At 41.6% G+C, this 18062-nt stretch carries 9 protein-coding genes, 15 tRNA genes and 3 rRNA genes; 1 reads left to right on the top strand and 26 read right to left on the bottom strand.

Features of this window, described 5'->3' with window-relative positions; all coding sequences use genetic code 11:
- Positions 1-44: 44 nt before the first annotated feature.
- Positions 45-1718 carry a hypothetical protein gene (locus IGJ00_RS05175; protein WP_142433611.1) on the bottom strand — a complete coding sequence of 558 codons (1674 nt, stop codon included), beginning with the start codon at positions 1716-1718 and terminating at the stop codon, positions 45-47.
- Between the two features lie 3 nt (positions 1719-1721).
- Positions 1722-2570 (bottom strand): discoidin domain-containing protein, encoded by an 849-nt coding sequence (locus IGJ00_RS05170; RefSeq protein WP_142433612.1) that lies wholly within the window; start codon positions 2568-2570, stop codon positions 1722-1724.
- A 593-nt stretch (positions 2571-3163) separates the two neighbouring features.
- Between IGJ00_RS05170 and IGJ00_RS05165 the strand changes: the two genes are divergently transcribed.
- Positions 3164-4675, top strand: coding sequence for a helix-turn-helix domain-containing protein (locus tag IGJ00_RS05165; protein WP_071868038.1), 1512 nt, complete (start codon positions 3164-3166; stop codon positions 4673-4675).
- A gap of 169 nt (positions 4676-4844) precedes the next feature.
- On the opposite strand, the gene IGJ00_RS05160 is transcribed toward IGJ00_RS05165, so the two are convergent.
- The 24 genes from IGJ00_RS05160 to IGJ00_RS05045 all read right to left on the bottom strand — a co-directional run bounded on the left by IGJ00_RS05160 (position 4845) and on the right by IGJ00_RS05045 (position 17877).
- Positions 4845-4928, bottom strand: a tRNA-Leu gene (locus IGJ00_RS05160).
- Positions 4929-4945: 17 nt separating this feature from the next.
- Positions 4946-5017: transfer RNA gene (locus IGJ00_RS05155), tRNA-Gln, on the bottom strand.
- 9 nt (positions 5018-5026) lie between these two features.
- Positions 5027-5099, bottom strand: a tRNA-His gene (locus tag IGJ00_RS05150).
- Positions 5100-5163: 64 nt separating this feature from the next.
- A tRNA-Leu gene (locus tag IGJ00_RS05145) sits at positions 5164-5248 on the bottom strand.
- A 16-nt stretch (positions 5249-5264) separates the two neighbouring features.
- Positions 5265-5335, bottom strand: a tRNA-Cys gene (locus tag IGJ00_RS05140).
- 38 nt (positions 5336-5373) lie between these two features.
- Positions 5374-5445 (bottom strand) — tRNA-Gln (locus IGJ00_RS05135).
- A gap of 10 nt (positions 5446-5455) precedes the next feature.
- Positions 5456-5528: transfer RNA gene (locus tag IGJ00_RS05130), tRNA-His, on the bottom strand.
- Between the two features lie 2 nt (positions 5529-5530).
- Positions 5531-5604 (bottom strand) — tRNA-Trp (locus IGJ00_RS05125).
- A 6-nt stretch (positions 5605-5610) separates the two neighbouring features.
- Positions 5611-5691, bottom strand: a tRNA-Tyr gene (locus IGJ00_RS05120).
- A 1-nt stretch (position 5692) separates the two neighbouring features.
- Positions 5693-5768, bottom strand: a tRNA-Phe gene (locus IGJ00_RS05115).
- A gap of 42 nt (positions 5769-5810) precedes the next feature.
- A tRNA-Asp gene (locus IGJ00_RS05110) sits at positions 5811-5883 on the bottom strand.
- A gap of 9 nt (positions 5884-5892) precedes the next feature.
- Positions 5893-5965 (bottom strand) — tRNA-Val (locus tag IGJ00_RS05105).
- A gap of 16 nt (positions 5966-5981) precedes the next feature.
- Positions 5982-6053 (bottom strand) — tRNA-Glu (locus tag IGJ00_RS05100).
- Positions 6054-6069: 16 nt separating this feature from the next.
- A tRNA-Ser gene (locus IGJ00_RS05095) sits at positions 6070-6158 on the bottom strand.
- 39 nt (positions 6159-6197) lie between these two features.
- Positions 6198-6271, bottom strand: a tRNA-Asn gene (locus IGJ00_RS05090).
- A 12-nt stretch (positions 6272-6283) separates the two neighbouring features.
- A 5S ribosomal RNA gene (gene rrf, locus IGJ00_RS05085) occupies positions 6284-6399 on the bottom strand.
- 91 nt (positions 6400-6490) lie between these two features.
- A 23S ribosomal RNA gene (locus tag IGJ00_RS05080) occupies positions 6491-9405 on the bottom strand.
- A 230-nt stretch (positions 9406-9635) separates the two neighbouring features.
- A 16S ribosomal RNA gene (locus IGJ00_RS05075) occupies positions 9636-11196 on the bottom strand.
- Together the 16S, 23S and 5S rRNA genes with 15 tRNA genes alongside form the textbook arrangement of a ribosomal RNA operon.
- Positions 11197-11929: 733 nt before the next feature.
- Complete coding sequence (locus tag IGJ00_RS05070) at positions 11930-13432, bottom strand: HAMP domain-containing sensor histidine kinase (protein ID WP_071866070.1); 1503 nt, start codon at positions 13430-13432, stop codon at positions 11930-11932.
- Entirely contained in the window at positions 13429-14115 is a 687-nt protein-coding gene (locus IGJ00_RS05065; RefSeq protein ID WP_010735834.1) for a response regulator transcription factor, read from the bottom strand. The genes IGJ00_RS05070 and IGJ00_RS05065 overlap by 4 nt, the downstream gene beginning before the upstream one ends.
- A 187-nt stretch (positions 14116-14302) precedes the next feature.
- Positions 14303-15724, bottom strand: a complete 1422-nt coding sequence (gndA, locus tag IGJ00_RS05060; protein WP_142432980.1) for an NADP-dependent phosphogluconate dehydrogenase — start codon at positions 15722-15724, stop codon at positions 14303-14305.
- Between the two features lie 205 nt (positions 15725-15929).
- Positions 15930-16109, bottom strand: a complete 180-nt coding sequence (rpmF, locus tag IGJ00_RS05055) for a 50S ribosomal protein L32 (protein ID WP_010735836.1) — start codon at positions 16107-16109, stop codon at positions 15930-15932.
- A gap of 57 nt (positions 16110-16166) precedes the next feature.
- Positions 16167-16736, bottom strand: a complete 570-nt coding sequence (locus tag IGJ00_RS05050; protein WP_010735837.1) for a YceD family protein — start codon at positions 16734-16736, stop codon at positions 16167-16169.
- 175 nt (positions 16737-16911) lie between these two features.
- Entirely contained in the window at positions 16912-17877 is a 966-nt protein-coding gene (locus IGJ00_RS05045) for an AEC family transporter (RefSeq protein WP_019723059.1), read from the bottom strand.
- Positions 17878-18062: the final 185 nt, after the last annotated feature.

Genomic DNA, 18062 nt, shown 5'->3' with positions numbered 1-18062 from the left:
TCCATTAAACAAGGCGCACGCTTATCGCTGATAATCACGTGTCCTCATTTACTTTTGATCACAATCTCGATCTGGATTGTTTCTTCTTTCAGCAACTGATAAGTCGCTTGGATCAGCGTAGCTTCATTTTTTTGGCCATAGTGATCGAAATAACTTTCTCTGATCAACTGCACAGGTTTTGAAAAATACATCTCACACTTTTCTTTTTCTCCTGTGATACATACCGTTTTTCCTATAACTTCCACTGGATTTGTCGTTATAAAATTTTCAATAACTAACTGATTTTCTTTTTCGAATGTAAATGCATCACTCAAAACAAGTTGTCGTTTCGAACGATCCACTTCTATTGTCCGATCCATCTGGCGTAGTCCTATCTGCGAAGGATACGTGGAAGCCAATTCGGTCTTGAAGACTCCACCAGTTCTCGTTGATTGAAAACTCGTATCTTCCGCTGAAACAGCTCCAGGTAATTGGTAACTGTTCGCAACGATAGGTATGCTATGCCCAAGCGCGCCGTTCACTAAGAAAAGATAACGTGTTTTTTCATCAAAGTAATCTTTTGTATATTCTCCCGCCCCAAGATCGGTAAGAAATAAGTCTTCTCTCGTACCAAATACGAAATGACCAATATCTATATGATTATGGCTTTCATCATTTCGTCCTCCCTTTGCTGCAAACACCAGATTTTCTTTCGGAGATTGAAGAACGCCCCATGCCACATCCTCAAAATAATGAATGATTTCGTTTTGATCATTCAAAATATGCTGGTTTGACCAGAGTAAATTACGTAATAACGGGGCAAAACGATAACAATGATCAAAATCTAAATCATTGATTCTCTCAACTTCGGGAATTGCGACATGAAACCTTTCCTGACAGAAACTCAATAATCCACTTGGTAAATCCGTTGGGTGGTAGTCGGAAAACGGTATAGCCTCTGTTTCAGCGAGCATCACATCATTAGGGAAAGCCGCGATTTTTTTCACTTTATCACCCAACAGATAGCGGTCATCATCATAAACTTGTTGGTACTTTTCTGCAAAATAAATATAATAACCAAATCCGTATGCCCAATAGCTGACGCCTTCCTCACATGCGCCATCCATACCAAAACTTCGTAAATAAGAGGCCATACAACGATCTACCTTCCTCAATATCTCCGCTTGTAATTCATCGCCTTTTTCTTGTATATCCAAGGCAGCCATACCAATCGAACCACCTACAACCGCACTCCAATTGTTTTCAAATGATTCAAACGGCCATGTGTTTGTTACAAAAGGAACGAAGAGTCGTCGATCGATTTCCGACCGGATTCGAAACGTCAAGAGCTCAGATAATTCTTTCTCAAACAGCTTGACTATCTCTGCTAACATTTGTCCTGTCTCAGCTGCAAATAAATCGATCCATGTCGGTGCATCCACACGAAAGTGATTCGCTTCAATTGGTAAATGAGCTGGTAAACTCCAACTATACTCATTGCAGATCTCCCATAAAACTTGTTCTAACCCTTCAACTACTTTGGCTTCTTTTTTTTGCAATAAGGACAACGCCAAGACAGTAGCATGTTTACGTCTTGCAAAGTAAGCCTTCTCAAAAACCAATCGCTCTCCAGTCGTCAAAAACTCTCTATATCCCGATACTGGCAACTCAGGAACTACTTTATTCGTAAGATACTCTTTTTTGGCTTCCAACAGTTGCATCAAAAAGTATTTTTTCATTGCTTATCCTTTCATCGGCTGGTCATTCATGCCCCACAGTTCAATTTGCGTCAATGCAGGAAACGGCGACGGGTCATTCGCTTGAATAAGATCACAAAAGCGAATAGCTTTGGTCTTTCTTGCACTAAATGAAAAATATTGTGGTTGAGCTGTTTTTTCGGTCGCAAACGTTTCACTTGTTCCATCATCAAACTGAATCGTCACGTTCGTCCAGTAACTATCATGGGGAAAATCTGCTCGCCATGTAAAGCCAACTTTATCCAATTGAACTTCTCGACCAAAATCAATCGTCAAAGCTGCATCAGCTTGCTGATTGATGCCCCAAGATTGAAATGGGTATGAACCATGAGAATGATTCGCGTATACGCCATCGATCGCATTACACGCAAAGAAAGTGGCATCATTCCTCGTTTCCACATTTGCACTCGCATGTGGATACGCACCGGTTTCTTCTTTTTGATCATGCGGATTCAATGCTAAATTACGATACATCTTCACTTCCTCTTCAGAAGCACAACGAACACTCATATAATGACGTCCCCCAGAAAAACGAGTCTCCGGTCTGGCTTTGATACGATTGGAATGAAATGAAACTTCATAGGTCCATTTATTTCCCGGTAGATAGATCAGTGAACTTTCTAAAGTTTCATCTAGTTTGACCCATAAGTACCTCCCAGACTCATCCATTTCGACAACGATTTGATCTCCTTCTTGGTACTCAAATTTTCTCATAGACAAATGCACAAAATTTTCTGCTGTCACAACTAAATCTTTTTCTATTTCTTCTTCTCCTTGAAAACTTTTTCTTGGAACTCCTTCTTTATCATAAATCGCTAATGTTAACTTCGCCATTTCACTACCCCCTAGTGATCATTTTTATCTATTATAACGTGACTGGCAAGAAAAGAAAACGATTTATTTTACTAAATATTTAGTAATTTAATTTTCGTTATTTAGTTAGAAATACTATTTCCATTTCTAATAAATTCAGAATGAAACTTGCTACTACTAAAACTCAGTCTTACCAACTGAATATCTCACTACATATTTGCATTCATAAAATAAGGTTTTATTTAAAATAAGATTAGATTAAACAAATAAATAACTTCTTATCACTAACTAAAATTACATAAAATCAATTACATTCATTATTAAATTTAATTAAAATGAGATTCAACATAACGATTTATCTATTTAAAATAATATTTCATCTAATTTACAAATGAGTTTAATCGCTCAAAAATAAGCATTATCAAAGATAATATATAAAAGAGCCAATTGAATCATCGCTCATAGACAACAGTTAAATAAAAATGTGAAAATAATGATAAAAAGATTGATTAAATTTTAAATAACTAATACACTATTAGTAATAACTATATTTTCATCTTCTAAAGTGTACTTATTTTCAAATTCTATATTTGTCTTAAAGAAAGGTTCCTCTCATGAATAATTTACCTATGACATTACAATTAGATAATCAATTCAAACGACAGTATAACTTACTACAGTTTATACGTACGCACCAAAGTAAAAATTTAACCCTTAGTGATCTATCACAAAAGTTAGGAACATCAAAACCAACTTTACGAAAAGATATCGATATTATCAATCATTCCTTACCTACGATTGACTTTCAGATTACTTACAATGAACAAGGATTCTTACAAATAGATCCTCAAGAAATCTCTGTCGATTCAGTCATTACTATACTAGCTAAAGATACAACCATTTATCGGATGATGGACCTATTGCTTCATAACAAAACGTATAGTACAGAACAATTATCAGACCACTTGATGATCTCTCGTAGTTCAATTTTCAATATCATTCGTCATATGAATGAAGTACTGAAAGAGTATCGCATATCGATAGCAACCGGCCCGCTAACTTTTATTGGCAAAGAAGAAGATATTCGTTTTTTACTCTTTTCTTTTTATTCAAGCTTTGGTGATAGTCAAATCATCGATTCTGATAGCAATCAACACGCGCAATCAATTATCGCTCATGGTCGAAAAAGTGGGATAACTTTCCTGCATTTTAGCCATTTTCGTTTTTCGCTTTGGTTATCGATTGCTAAAGTTAGAGGGCAGTCTAAAAACTTTTGTCACTTTAACACTAGCACCATTGATTTAGTCAAAAAAAATCGAGGCTACCAACTGATTGAACCTCTGATTGCCTCCTATTATTCTTCACTCTTCAAGCTAACGATTCCTGAATCAGAATCACTATGGCTGTATCTCGTTTTTTTACATTGTGTTTCTTATTCAAATGGGCAAGGATTAGATGAAGAACGAACCTACGCCTTCCGTTGTCAAGAAGATGCAGTGGTGGTCGATGCAGTCCAACGTTTTTTATTACAGGTTTTTCCAAAACAGATGCTGGATAATGGTGCTTTAGACAAAATCGAAGCCTTCTTGATCAATACAAGATTACTCTCAAAGATGAGCCCGTCATATGAAATGACTTCTGTAGCTTTGATTGATTTAATGAAAGAAAAATACCCAGAGCTTTTTCACCTTTGGCTTCAGCATTTAGAGCGATTAAAAGTCCATCCGATGTTTGAGTTCACACATCTTGATCACTTAGCAGCTAGCCTAACCACGTTCCATGCAACGATTTTAAGGATCAAGTCACAACAACCTCTGAGGGTCATCGTAGCACTACAAAGTTGCCCCTCGATGGACGATTATATTATTCAAGAAGCAGAATTACTCTTCTTGCGACAAATCTCAGTCAAATTTTTGATTGAACAACCAGTGACAAAAAAAGAAATCAATGATCATCAAGCCAACCTGATCATCTGCAACTATGATCTACATGTGAACGAAGATTTCCCATGTCCGATTCACCGTTTGCCTAATATTCCTACACAAGAGGATTGGACACTTCTAATGGATAGAATCACCCATTTAAATTCAGCCACTTCCACAACAAACTATACAGGCTATTTTTAATCACTTGGATATTTATTTATAAAAAATACCCATTGAATTATTTTGAGATTTCAAATAATTCAATGGGTATTTTTCCTGGCGTATATTATCCGTTCGTATATATGCCTCAATGCCGATAACGTCTAACAAAGAAAAAAGCACCAACGTATAGACTACGTTAGTGCCAAAATACCGGCGGCCGGGGTCGAACCGGCACGATCGTGAGATCACTGGATTTTGAGTCCAGCGCGTCTGCCAATTCCGCCACGCCGGCAAATAAATAGATAAAAACTGGGGTAGCTGGATTCGAACCAACGCATGAGGGAGTCAAAGTCCCTTGCCTTACCGCTTGGCTATACCCCAATAATAAAGGGCGAATGATGGGAATCGAACCCACGAGTGTCGGAGCCACAATCCGATGCGTTAACCACTTCGCCACATCCGCCATAATAAAATAATTTGTTATTTAATTTCCGAATAAAAAACTAAGATGTGGTCATCTTAGTTAATACCGGCGGCCGGGGTCGAACCGGCACGCCCTCAACGGGCACTGGATTTTGAGTCCAGCGCGTCTGCCAATTCCGCCACGCCGGCAATGTAATTAGTACTAAGGCGGTAACCGGATTTGAACCGGTGATGAAGGTTTTGCAGACCTCTGCCTTACCACTTGGCTATACCGCCATTATACTATTTTAAGCTATAAATTAATATTTATAGGACTGGGGTAGCTGGATTCGAACCAACGCATGAGGGAGTCAAAGTCCCTTGCCTTACCGCTTGGCTATACCCCAATGAAAAAAAGGCGAATGATGGGAATCGAACCCACGAATGTCGGAGCCACAATCCGATGCGTTAACCACTTCGCCACATCCGCCATGGCAGGGGCAGCAGGAATTGAACCCACACTAACGGTTTTGGAGACCGCTGTTCTACCTTTAAACTATGCCCCTATAAAATGGAGGAGAGTGGATTCGAACCACTGAACCCTAAGGAACGGATTTACAGTCCGTCGCGTTTAGCCACTTCGCTACTCCTCCATGGTGGCGCGGGACAGAATCGAACTGCCGACACACGGAGCTTCAATCCGTTGCTCTACCAACTGAGCTACCGCGCCATAAAGAATATATTATTTAATTTTTTAATTGAATAGAAATGACGGTCCCGACGGGAATCGAACCCGCGATCTCCTGCGTGACAGGCAGGCATGTTAACCCCTACACCACGGAACCAAATCATTATGGAGGTTAACGGGATCGAACCGCTGACCCTCTGCTTGTAAGGCAGATGCTCTCCCAGCTGAGCTAAACCTCCAATGTATCCAATTAAATGACCCGTACGGGATTCGAACCCGTGTTACCGCCGTGAAAGGGCGGTGTCTTAACCGCTTGACCAACGGGCCAGTAAAACATCAATTACGGAGAGTAAGGGATTCGAACCCTTGAGACAGTTTGCACCATCTACATGATTTCCAATCATGCTCCTTCGGCCTCTCGGACAACTCTCCAGAGTGAAAGAAGCTCATTACTCTTCTCATAAATGAGAACTCCGGCAGTAGGACTCGAACCTACGACATCATGATTAACAGTCATGCGCTACTACCAACTGAGCTATGCCGGAATAATAATACCAGCGTGGCGGCGTCCTACTCTCACAAGGGGCAACCCCTCACTACAATCGGCGCTAAGAAGCTTAACTTCTGTGTTCGGCATGGTTACAGGTGTATCCTTCTCGCCATCGCCACCACACTTGGTGTTATCTATATTTGAGTAAATCTTGTTCACTCAAAACTGGATTTGAAGTATCAGTAAGAAACTCTCCGAGTTTTTTCATTTTATTTTGGTTAAGTCCTCGATCGATTAGTATCAGTCCGCTCCATACATCACTGTACTTCCACTCCTGACCTATCTACCTGATCATCTCTCAGGGATCTTACTTTCTTAAAGAAATGGGAAATCTCATCTTGAGGTGGGCTTCACACTTAGATGCTTTCAGCGTTTATCCCTTCCCTACATAGCTACCCAGCAATGCCCTTGGCAGAACAACTGGTACACCAGCGGTAAGTCCATCCCGGTCCTCTCGTACTAAGGACAGCTCCTCTCAAATTTCCAACGCCCGCGACGGATAGGGACCGAACTGTCTCACGACGTTCTGAACCCAGCTCGCGTGCCGCTTTAATGGGCGAACAGCCCAACCCTTGGGACCGACTACAGCCCCAGGATGCGACGAGCCGACATCGAGGTGCCAAACCTCCCCGTCGATGTGGACTCTTGGGGGAGATAAGCCTGTTATCCCCAGGGTAGCTTTTATCCGTTGAGCGATGGCCCTTCCATGCGGAACCACCGGATCACTAAGCCCGACTTTCGTCCCTGCTCGACTTGTAGGTCTCGCAGTCAAGCTCCCTTCTGCCTTTACACTCTTCGAATGATTTCCAACCATTCTGAGGGAACCTTTGGGCGCCTCCGTTACTCTTTAGGAGGCGACCGCCCCAGTCAAACTGCCCATCTGACACTGTCTCCCACCACGATAAGTGGTGCGGGTTAGAGTGGCCATAACGCAGGGGTAGTATCCCACCAGCGCCTCCATCGAAACTAGCGTTCCGACTTCTACGGCTCCTACCTATCCTGTACATGCGGTACAGACACTCAATATCAAACTACAGTAAAGCTCCATGGGGTCTTTCCGTCCTGTCGCGGGTAACCTGCATCTTCACAGGTACTAAAATTTCACCGAGTCTCTCGTTGAGACAGTGCCCAAATCGTTACGCCTTTCGTGCGGGTCGGAACTTACCCGACAAGGAATTTCGCTACCTTAGGACCGTTATAGTTACGGCCGCCGTTTACTGGGGCTTCAATTCGTACCTTCGCTTACGCTAAGCACTCCTCTTAACCTTCCAGCACCGGGCAGGCGTCAGCCCCTATACTTCATCTTACGATTTTGCAGAGACCTGTGTTTTTGATAAACAGTCGCTTGGGCCTATTCACTGCGGCTGATCTGACGATCAGCACCCCTTCTCCCGAAGTTACGGGGTCATTTTGCCGAGTTCCTTAACGAGAGTTCTCTCGCTCACCTTAGGATTCTCTCCTCGACTACCTGTGTCGGTTTGCGGTACGGGTCGTTGTTTTCTCACTAGAAGCTTTTCTCGGCAGTGTGACGTCAGGAACTTCGGTACTATTATTTCCCTCCCCATCACAGCTTGTCCTTAAAGTTAGAAGCATTTGACTCCTATCAAGACTTACTGCTTGGACAGACATTTCCGATCGTCTGCATTCCTTAGCCTCCTGCGTCCCTCCATTGCTCAAACAAAAACAACGAGTACAGGAATATCAACCTGTTGTCCATCGCCTACGCCTGTCGGCCTCGGCTTAGGTCCCGACTAACCCTGGGCGGACGAGCCTTCCCCAGGAAACCTTAGTCATTCGGTGGACAGGATTCTCACCTGTCTTTCGCTACTCATACCGGCATTCTCACTTCTAAGCGCTCCAGCAGTCCTCACGATCTACCTTCAACGCCCTTAGAACGCTCTCCTACCAATACACCTAAAGGTGTACTCCACAGCTTCGGTAATATGTTTAGCCCCGGTACATTTTCGGCGCAGGGTCACTCGACTAGTGAGCTATTACGCACTCTTTAAATGGTGGCTGCTTCTAAGCCAACATCCTAGTTGTCTGTGCAACCCCACATCCTTTTCCACTTAACATATATTTTGGGACCTTAGCTGGTGGTCTGGGCTGTTTCCCTTTCGACTATGGATCTTATCACTCACAGTCTGACTCCCGGATATGAATGAATGGCATTCGGAGTTTATCTGAATTCGGTAACCCGAGATGGGCCCCTAGTCCAAACAGTGCTCTACCTCCATCATTCTCAATTCCGAGGCTAGCCCTAAAGCTATTTCGGAGAGAACCAGCTATCTCCAAGTTCGTTTGGAATTTCTCCGCTACCCACACCTCATCCCCGCACTTTTCAACGTACGTGGGTTCGGTCCTCCAGTGCGTTTTACCGCACCTTCAACCTGGACATGGGTAGATCACATGGTTTCGGGTCTACGACTACATACTCAAACGCCCTATTCAGACTCGCTTTCGCTGCGGCTCCGTCTCTTCAACTTAACCTCGCATGCAATCGTAACTCGCCGGTTCATTCTACAAAAGGCACGCCATCACCCATTAACGGGCTTTGACTTGTTGTAGGCACACGGTTTCAGGTTCTATTTCACTCCCCTTCCGGGGTGCTTTTCACCTTTCCCTCACGGTACTGGTTCACTATCGGTCACTAGGGAGTATTTAGCCTTGGGAGATGGTCCTCCCGGATTCCGACGGAATTCCTCGTGTTCCGCCGTACTCAGGATCCTCCTAGGTGCCTTCCAAATTTCATCTACGGGGCTTTCACCCTCTTTGACTGACTTTTCCAAGTCATTCGACTATCTGAAAGAACTACCATATCGGAGTCCTACAACCCCAATGAGCAAGCTCATTGGTTTGGGCTTTTCCCGTTTCGCTCGCCGCTACTCAGGGAATCGAATTTTCTTTCTCTTCCTGCAGGTACTTAGATGTTTCAGTTCTCTGCGTCTACCTCGTATACGCTATGTATTCACGTATACGTAACATCCTATAAAAGATGCTGGGTTCCCCCATTCGGAAATCTCTGGATCATAGCTTACGTACAGCTCCCCAAAGCATATCGGTGTTAGTCCCGTCCTTCATCGGCTCCTAGTGCCAAGGCATCCACCGTGCGCCCTTATTCACTTAACCTTATCAACCTTGCGGTTGGGTTTTGATCTTTCTTCTAGCGATAGAAGTCAAATCAAGAAAAATAAGCAATTGAACTTATTAAAAAACTCATTCAACGCGGTGTTCTCGGTTTGTATTACTTACATTTTTACTTCAATATCCAGTTTTCAATGAACAAAATTTTGAGAGTAGACCTCTCAAAACTGAACAAAGTATCGACAAACGTGTGTAGTCTCCGTAATATTCCTTAGAAAGGAGGTGATCCAGCCGCACCTTCCGATACGGCTACCTTGTTACGACTTCACCCCAATCATCTATCCCACCTTAGGCGGCTGGCTCCAAAAAGGTTACCTCACCGACTTCGGGTGTTACAAACTCTCGTGGTGTGACGGGCGGTGTGTACAAGGCCCGGGAACGTATTCACCGCGGCGTGCTGATCCGCGATTACTAGCGATTCCGGCTTCATGTAGGCGAGTTGCAGCCTACAATCCGAACTGAGAGAAGCTTTAAGAGATTAGCTTAGCCTCGCGACTTCGCGACTCGTTGTACTTCCCATTGTAGCACGTGTGTAGCCCAGGTCATAAGGGGCATGATGATTTGACGTCATCCCCACCTTCCTCCGGTTTGTCACCGGCAGTCTTGCTAGAGTGCCCAACTAAATGATGGCAACTAACAATAAGGGTTGCGCTCGTTGCGGGACTTAACCCAACATCTCACGACACGAGCTGACGACAACCATGCACCACCTGTCACTTTGCCCCCGAAGGGGAAGCTCTATCTCTAGAGTGGTCAAAGGATGTCAAGACCTGGTAAGGTTCTTCGCGTTGCTTCGAATTAAACCACATGCTCCACCGCTTGTGCGGGCCCCCGTCAATTCCTTTGAGTTTCAACCTTGCGGTCGTACTCCCCAGGCGGAGTGCTTAATGCGTTAGCTGCAGCACTGAAGGGCGGAAACCCTCCAACACTTAGCACTCATCGTTTACGGCGTGGACTACCAGGGTATCTAATCCTGTTTGCTCCCCACGCTTTCGAGCCTCAGCGTCAGTTACAGACCAGAGAGCCGCCTTCGCCACTGGTGTTCCTCCATATATCTACGCATTTCACCGCTACACATGGAATTCCACTCTCCTCTTCTGCACTCAAGTCTCCCAGTTTCCAATGACCCTCCCCGGTTGAGCCGGGGGCTTTCACATCAGACTTAAGAAACCGCCTGCGCTCGCTTTACGCCCAATAAATCCGGACAACGCTTGCCACCTACGTATTACCGCGGCTGCTGGCACGTAGTTAGCCGTGGCTTTCTGGTTAGATACCGTCAAGGGGTGAACAGTTACTCTCACCCTTGTTCTTCTCTAACAACAGAGTTTTACGATCCGAAAACCTTCTTCACTCACGCGGCGTTGCTCGGTCAGACTTTCGTCCATTGCCGAAGATTCCCTACTGCTGCCTCCCGTAGGAGTTTGGGCCGTGTCTCAGTCCCAATGTGGCCGATCACCCTCTCAGGTCGGCTATGCATCGTGGCCTTGGTGAGCCGTTACCTCACCAACTAGCTAATGCACCGCGGGTCCATCCATCAGCGGCACCGTAAAGCGCCTTTCAAAACGAAACCATGCGGTTTCGATTGTTATACGGTATTAGCACCTGTTTCCAAGTGTTATCCCCTTCTGATGGGCAGGTTACCCACGTGTTACTCACCCGTTCGCCACTCCTCTTTTCCCGGTGGAGCAAGCTCCGGTGGGAAAAGAAGCGTTCGACTTGCATGTATTAGGCACGCCGCCAGCGTTCGTCCTGAGCCAGGATCAAACTCTCATAATATGCTAGTTCCTCACAGCGAAAGCTGATGTGGAACTGTAGTTCGAAATTTACTTTCGAACATCATAATAGTTCATTTGTTAAGCTCAATTGTTTGCTAGCATATTGCTTGCTTGTTAAAAATGTTTGTTGTCTTGAATTGAATCAAGACGCCCTACACATTTGGTTTGTCTTACTTTGTTCAGTTTTCAAAGGTCTATTCTTTCTTATTTAACAACTTTTATATCTTAACATTTCTTTAAGAAGTTGTCAACAAGTTTTTCTTTCTTAACTTAGAAAGTTGTTTGTCGTTATTTCTTAGCGACTTCATTAATATACCATCTTGCTTGTTATTTGTCAACAACTTTTTTCATTGGTATATTAAGGTTTTTATCACCTTATTTTTTAACGACTTCGTTATTATAACATAGCATTAAAACCTCGTCAACATTTAAATTCAACAATTTATCATGACGTTTCTTACTGCTTTGTCAGAACAAATAATAATATATCAAGGACTTAAAAAAATTGCAATAGAAAAAAAGCTTTTTTCAACGATTATTTTCAAAGGCGAATATTCGTATAAAATGTTTGAAAATCAACAGTTTTTTGATGTTATTTAATTGTATTTTTCTAGTATTTTACAATTATAGTTCGTCTCTTTTTAGGGGAAAGGCTACGTAAGAACTTCCTAGAAATCAATGACCTAGTGAAGCTTGTCGATAAATACATAAAAAAAACAAGCAAAGTCATCACTTTACTTGTCTTCTGTTCGTACAATTGGTACAAAAATTCTAAAAATCGTCCCTTGCCCCACTACGCTCTCTGCTAATATTCTGCCTTTATAGCTTTCTACAAGTTGTTTGGCAATCGACAATCCTAAGCCATTTCCACCTTTTGTTCGTGCTCTTGCTTTATCTACACGATAAAAACGATTAAATATTTTCTTCAAGTCCTCTTCAGGTATTCCCTCACCAAAATCTTGGATCGCGATCTCAAATTCACTAAGCGTGGATGAAATCGAGATATGGACTTCTTTTCTTGTCGTTGAATACTTTACTGCATTATCTAAAATGATGATAATCAATTGTTCAAAATGATTTCTAAAAATTTGTAGTGTTACTTCTTTAGCTAAGTCATCATCCAGTGTAATAACATAATCAGGATAAAGTAATTTAAAATTATTGAATACTTGGTAAGTCACTTCTTTTGCATTCGTCGTTTCGTTGGCATAATAAACATCTACTTGCTCTGCACGTGATAGATCTAACATTTCTTGTACTAAGCTTTTCATCCGACTGATTTCTTGCATACTTGCAGTTAGGGATTCTTCTAAAATTTCGGGATCATCTTTCCCCCAACGATTCAATAAGCTAAGATGCCCTTCAATAATTGCTACAGGTGTTCTTAATTCATGTGACACATCTTCCACAAATTGTTCTTGTTGTTCGATATACAGACGCATACGATCTAGCATTTCATTGAAGATCTCAGCAAGGTCTGCTAACTCATCATCTGTATCAATCTCTGGCATATGAATATCTGATTGTGGATCTTTACGGATCGTATCCATCGTATCTCGTAATACTTTTAACGGTTTTAAGAAGTAGGAAGATAGGAAGAAACCTAAGATACTACTTAGTATCAAGGAGACGATTTCTAGCACGATCAAAGTCAATAAAAGATTATTTCTTATATCATAGAAAGATGAAAGTTCATAAAATGTTTGAGTATAGCCGATTTTTTCTCTTGTTTGTTTAGAATAAATAGGTTGGATCGATAAAAAGCCAGTTTTCCCGTCTAGAGTAACGATCGTTGGGATCTTCCTGGTCGTTTGAATCAATGAACGACTTTTTTCGTGTGTTTTAAAAATCAATTTTTCATCCAGATCATAAACATACAGATCCATCGATGCTTGACCAAGTTCAGAAATAAAGGAGTCGATTTTCATCAAGTTCCCTTCAATGACCGCGGTATCATCTCCAGTGCCGCCGGTTTGGTCAGCGTTCGTTAAGTTTCGATAGGCATTGATCAATGTCAACTCCTCATCTGAATTTGATAAACGAGAAGCCGCTTCAGAAATGGTATGTTCGACATTTGCTCTTTCCTTAGCTACGATTAGATTGATCGATGATTTATAGGTGATCACTGCAAAAATCGTAAAGACGACAAATATGAAGAAAGAACTTGCAAAGGCCCACTTGATCGTCAAGGATGGACCTTTAAGTTCTCTTTTTTCGGTTTGATTGTAATTGCTCACGAGCGCATCACGTAACCAGTTCCACGTACTGTTTGAATATAGCTTTCTTCACCAGGAACATCGATTTTATTACGGAGATAACGAATATACACATCCACTACGTTTGTTTCCACTTCGGTTTCGTAGCCCCATACTTTGTTTAATAAAACATCCCGTGCAAGTACCACGTTGACATTTTCCATCAAAGTAAGTAATAGTTCATATTCACGCTTCGTTAATTCAATGACTTCATTGCCACGACGTACGACTCTATTTTCTTTTTCGATCGTTAAGTCGCGATAAGTGATCGTCGTTTGTTTTGCCACATTTTTATCTCCTTCGATGTCGATGCGGCGCAATAAAGCACGTAGACGCGCTAACAATTCTTCGATTGCAAATGGTTTGACGATGTAATCATCTGCACCATGATCTAAACCAGAAACTCTATCAATGACAGAATCTCTCGCAGTCATCATGATGATTGGTGTATTTTTTGCTTGGCGTACGCGACGACAAACTTCAAGTCCGTTCAATTCAGGTAACATCAAGTCTAATAAAATTGCATCCCACTCATTATTCAAAGCAGCATCCAGACCTGTTCGTCCATTGTAATGTACTTCAGCATTATACCCTTCATGTTTTAATTCTAACTCGACAAATCGGGCTAAGTTTTTCTCATCTTCAATGATTAGAATATTACTCATTCAATTTTGTCCTTTCTCTCCTAGGCTTCTAAACTCCATTATTATACCAATAGTTAATTTAAAATCTATAATCATTTTATCATGGAATACTATTTTAAAAAAGAGCTGAAGTCGCCCTCTATAAATTGACCTCAGCTCTTTCATTTATTACTTATTTGTTTAGCATGTTGAAGAATAAAGAAGTTGATTAATCTTCGTTATACCATGAGTAATGGAAGATTCCTTCTTTGTCAACACGTTCATACGTGTGTGCGCCAAAATAATCACGTTGTGCTTGGATGATATTTGCAGGCAAACGTTCGGCTCTGTATGAATCAAAGTAAGCAATCGCTGAAGAGAATGTTGGTACCGGTACGCCTGCTTGAACAGCTAACGCAACAACTTCTCGTACGGCTTGTTGGTATTTCTTAGTGATCTCAACAAAGTAGTCATCCAATAATAGATTTTCAATGTCAGGATTGTTTTCGTAGGCATCAGTGATTTTTTGTAAGAAACGAGCACGGATGATACAGCCGGCGCGCCAGATTTTTGCAATTTCACCGAATGGTAAATCCCAGCCATAGTCTTTCGATGCGACACGTAGCTGTGCAAACCCTTGTGCATAGCTCATGATTTTGCTGAAGTATAACGCTTCACGAATTTTTTCGATAAATTCTTTTTTATCGCCGTTGAATTCAAAATCATTCGTATGTGTCAAGATTTTGCTTGCTTGTACACGTTCATTTTTGTATGCAGAGATATAACGAGCAAATACAGACTCTGTGATCAATGGAAGTGGTACACCAAGGTCTAAAGCACTTTGACTTGTCCATTTCCCTGTTCCTTTATTTCCAGCAGCATCAAGGATCACATCTACGATCGGTTGACCTGTGCCTTCATCGTCTTTACGTGTCAAAATGTCCGCAGTGATTTCGATCAAGTAGCTATCTAATTCACCTTCGTTCCATTCTTTGAAGATATCAGCCATCTCATCGACAGATAAACCTAAAATATTTTTCATCAAGTCGTAAGATTCGGCAATTAGTTGCATATCACCATACTCGATCCCATTGTGGACCATTTTGACATAATGACCTGCACCATTTGGACCAATGTAAGTTACACAAGGGGTGCCGTCTTCTGCTTTTGCAGAAATTTGTTCAAGGATCGGTGCAACTAATTCATACGCTTCTTTTTGTCCACCAGGCATGATCGAAGGTCCTTTCAACGCACCTTCTTCTCCACCTGAAACACCAGTCCCGATAAAATTGATACCAGAGTTGGCTAATTCTTCATTTCGACGGATCGTATCTTGGAAGAAGGTATTCCCGCCATCGATCAAAATATCACCTTTGTCTAAATGTGGTAATAATTCTTGGATCGTTGCATCTGTTGCTGGTCCTGCTTTGACCATCAAAAGGATACGACGTGGTTTTTCGATTGAATCAACAAATTCTTCGATCGTGTATGTTGCTTTGAAGTTTTTGTCTGGATGTTCTTCTACCACATCTGTTGTTTTTGCTCCTGTACGGTTGAATAGTGCAACAGAGTAGCCGCGGCTTTCAATGTTAAGGGCTAGATTTTTACCCATGACGGCCATTCCGACAACGCCGATTTGTTGTTTTGACATATAAACTCCTCCTACATATGGGATGTTCTCCCTAATCTCTCTCATTATAGCTTAACATAGCTTACTTGCAAACCAAATAAGTACGAATCGATGATGTTTCTTACTTCTTATCATTCCGAATACAATCGTTATTTCAGAATCAAAAAAATAAACCTCAAGGCTCCATGGTTAGCCTTGAGGTTTTACATTTTCTAAATAAAATGTATTAAGCTTCTTTAGACATTACGTCCTTACCATCGTAGTAACCACAACTTGCACATACGTGATGGCTTTTTTTCATTTCACCACAGTTTGGACATTCGTTCAATCCTTTGATTGTCAATTTGTAATGAGTACGACGTTTTGCTTTTTTAGCTTTCGATGTTCTTCTAGCTGGTACTGCCATTTTGCTACACCTCCTTGTAAAGTCTCGTATCAAGATTTGATACAATATATTCCAATCTTACGCGTTATCATCTTCTTCTGATGCTGAATCAAAAAATTCTGATAGTTTTGCAAGACGAGGATCTACTTTTGTCTCAGCTTCTTCCGTTTTGCGTTTTTCGTACTCTTCTTCGGATAGCACTTCCCAATCATTCCCTTTCGGTAATTCAGTGGAATGCTCTTCTTCTTCTGTGAGTACACGCATCGGAATCGCCAATAAAATGTTGTCTTCGATCGACTCTGTCACATCTAGATGCGTTCCTTCGATTAAGAGGATCTCTTCTGAAGGTAACTGAACATCTCTACGTTGGTATTGTTCCATCGTCATAAACAATTCATCCACAGACAGCTTGATTGGTAATTCAACTGGTGTCAATGAACGAGTGGACGGAACAGTCAGTGTCGTCTGCGCAGTGTAATGAACGAGATAGCCTTTGTTATCTACTGAGACTAGACCTTCGACTTCCACAGGCGCAACATCTAAAATTGAATCGTCTCGCTTCATAAGAGCCTTTTTTACGTCAAGGGTCTCATGAAAAGTTAACGGTGTCTCTTGGTATTTTCTCAATTCCAATAAAGACCATTTCATAGTTTCATCACTCCTAAGCAACAAAAGCTATTATACAGGGCAAAAAGTCGGTTGTCAATGAAATTTTCTTGACACCTTACACTTCATAAAAAAACACAGAGCGTTTTTCTCATCTAGGTGAGATTTATTCGCTCTGCGTTTACTTTGTCGCTAGCTAACACTGTTTGATCAGATATCAAATGTATTGGATCAATTGCATTAAAATAGGTACAACGAACACAAATAGTAGGGTACTCGTCGTGACAAGATTCGTTGCATACTTCACATCACCGTGGGCTTCATTTGCAAGTATTGGCAAGACAGCTAGCATAGGTGTAGCTGACTGTACGATCAACGTTTGTTTCAGTAGAGGGGCTAGTTCTGCACCAAAGGCATATTTACCTATTACCATCAGTCCAATCAATATAGCTGGTGCTAAGATAAATCGACCGATCAAAGCCACGATCGTATCCCGATCAAATCGAATACTTTTCAACCCTGCATCGTATAAAACAATTCCGATATAGATCAATGATAATGGCGTCACGATCCCGCCTACATAATTTAGTGTTGAATTGACAAAATCAGGTACAGGGATCTCTAACACCAAGAAGAAAAGCGCAAGGATAAAACCTAATAAAGGCGCTGGTAAAAGCTTTTTCCAATTCAGCTTCGTTTTCTTTTCTGTTCGATCTTTTGTCGGGTCATCATTAGCGATCAAAAACACACCAAATGCCCAGGTCGATACGGTATTTGTCACATAATAAATTAAAAAGTAAGGTAAAGAGGCTTCGCCAAAAAGGGCAATATTAAGTGGCAAGCCAATAAATATCGTATTGGCATTCACCACTGCATTCATAAAAATCCCCCGTCTACCTGGTTGTATCTTGAGTAATTTTGTTAGCACATAAGCAATCAGGTAGGAAATGATCACTGCAGCGATCGGATAAATCAAACTTCCAGATAATTCGATCAAACTGCTTTTAGTTAAATTCTTCATAACTGAAACGAAAATCGAGGCGGGTAAAGCTACTTTAGTGATCAAGGAAGAGATACTCCCCCCAAACTGTTCATCAAACCACCCCAAGCTTTTTAGTACATAGCCTAATCCAATCATCAAGATGATACTGATCACACTTTCAATTGATTGAAAAAATACCATTTCTTCCATCTCCTCAGTACCCATTTAGTGAAGCAATCTATTTGTAGATAGGAGCTAACACTGCTCAATCATGTTGCTTCTTCTGTTTTTTGTTTTAATCTAAAAGACGATTTGTGTGCCACTAGCCTTGTAGATTACTTATTTCTTTTTTAAGTGTAGTCTTTTAGGTTTGTTATAGTCAAAAT

Origin of the sequence: Enterococcus sp. AZ062 (assembly GCF_051715065.1) — a bacterium.
Lineage (GTDB): Bacteria > Bacillota > Bacilli > Lactobacillales > Enterococcaceae > Enterococcus_B > Enterococcus_B mundtii.
This window is presented reverse-complemented; position numbering and strand designations above follow the sequence as displayed.

Excerpts from the sequence above, each read along its gene's own strand:
- IGJ00_RS05175 (WP_142433611.1), bottom strand. The coding sequence starts at position 1,718 with ATGAAAAAATACTTTTTGATGCAACTGTTGGAAGCCAAAAAAGAGTAT.
- IGJ00_RS05170 (WP_142433612.1), bottom strand. The coding sequence starts at position 2,570 with ATGGCGAAGTTAACATTAGCGATTTATGATAAAGAAGGAGTTCCAAGA.
- IGJ00_RS05165 (WP_071868038.1), top strand. The coding sequence starts at position 3,164 with ATGAATAATTTACCTATGACATTACAATTAGATAATCAATTCAAACGA.
- IGJ00_RS05065 (WP_010735834.1), bottom strand. The coding sequence starts at position 14,115 with ATGAGTAATATTCTAATCATTGAAGATGAGAAAAACTTAGCCCGATTT.
- gndA (WP_142432980.1), bottom strand. The coding sequence starts at position 15,724 with ATGTCAAAACAACAAATCGGCGTTGTCGGAATGGCCGTCATGGGTAAA.
- rpmF (WP_010735836.1), bottom strand. The coding sequence starts at position 16,109 with ATGGCAGTACCAGCTAGAAGAACATCGAAAGCTAAAAAAGCAAAACGT.
- IGJ00_RS05050 (WP_010735837.1), bottom strand. The coding sequence starts at position 16,736 with ATGAAATGGTCTTTATTGGAATTGAGAAAATACCAAGAGACACCGTTA.
- IGJ00_RS05045 (WP_019723059.1), bottom strand. The coding sequence starts at position 17,877 with ATGGTATTTTTTCAATCAATTGAAAGTGTGATCAGTATCATCTTGATG.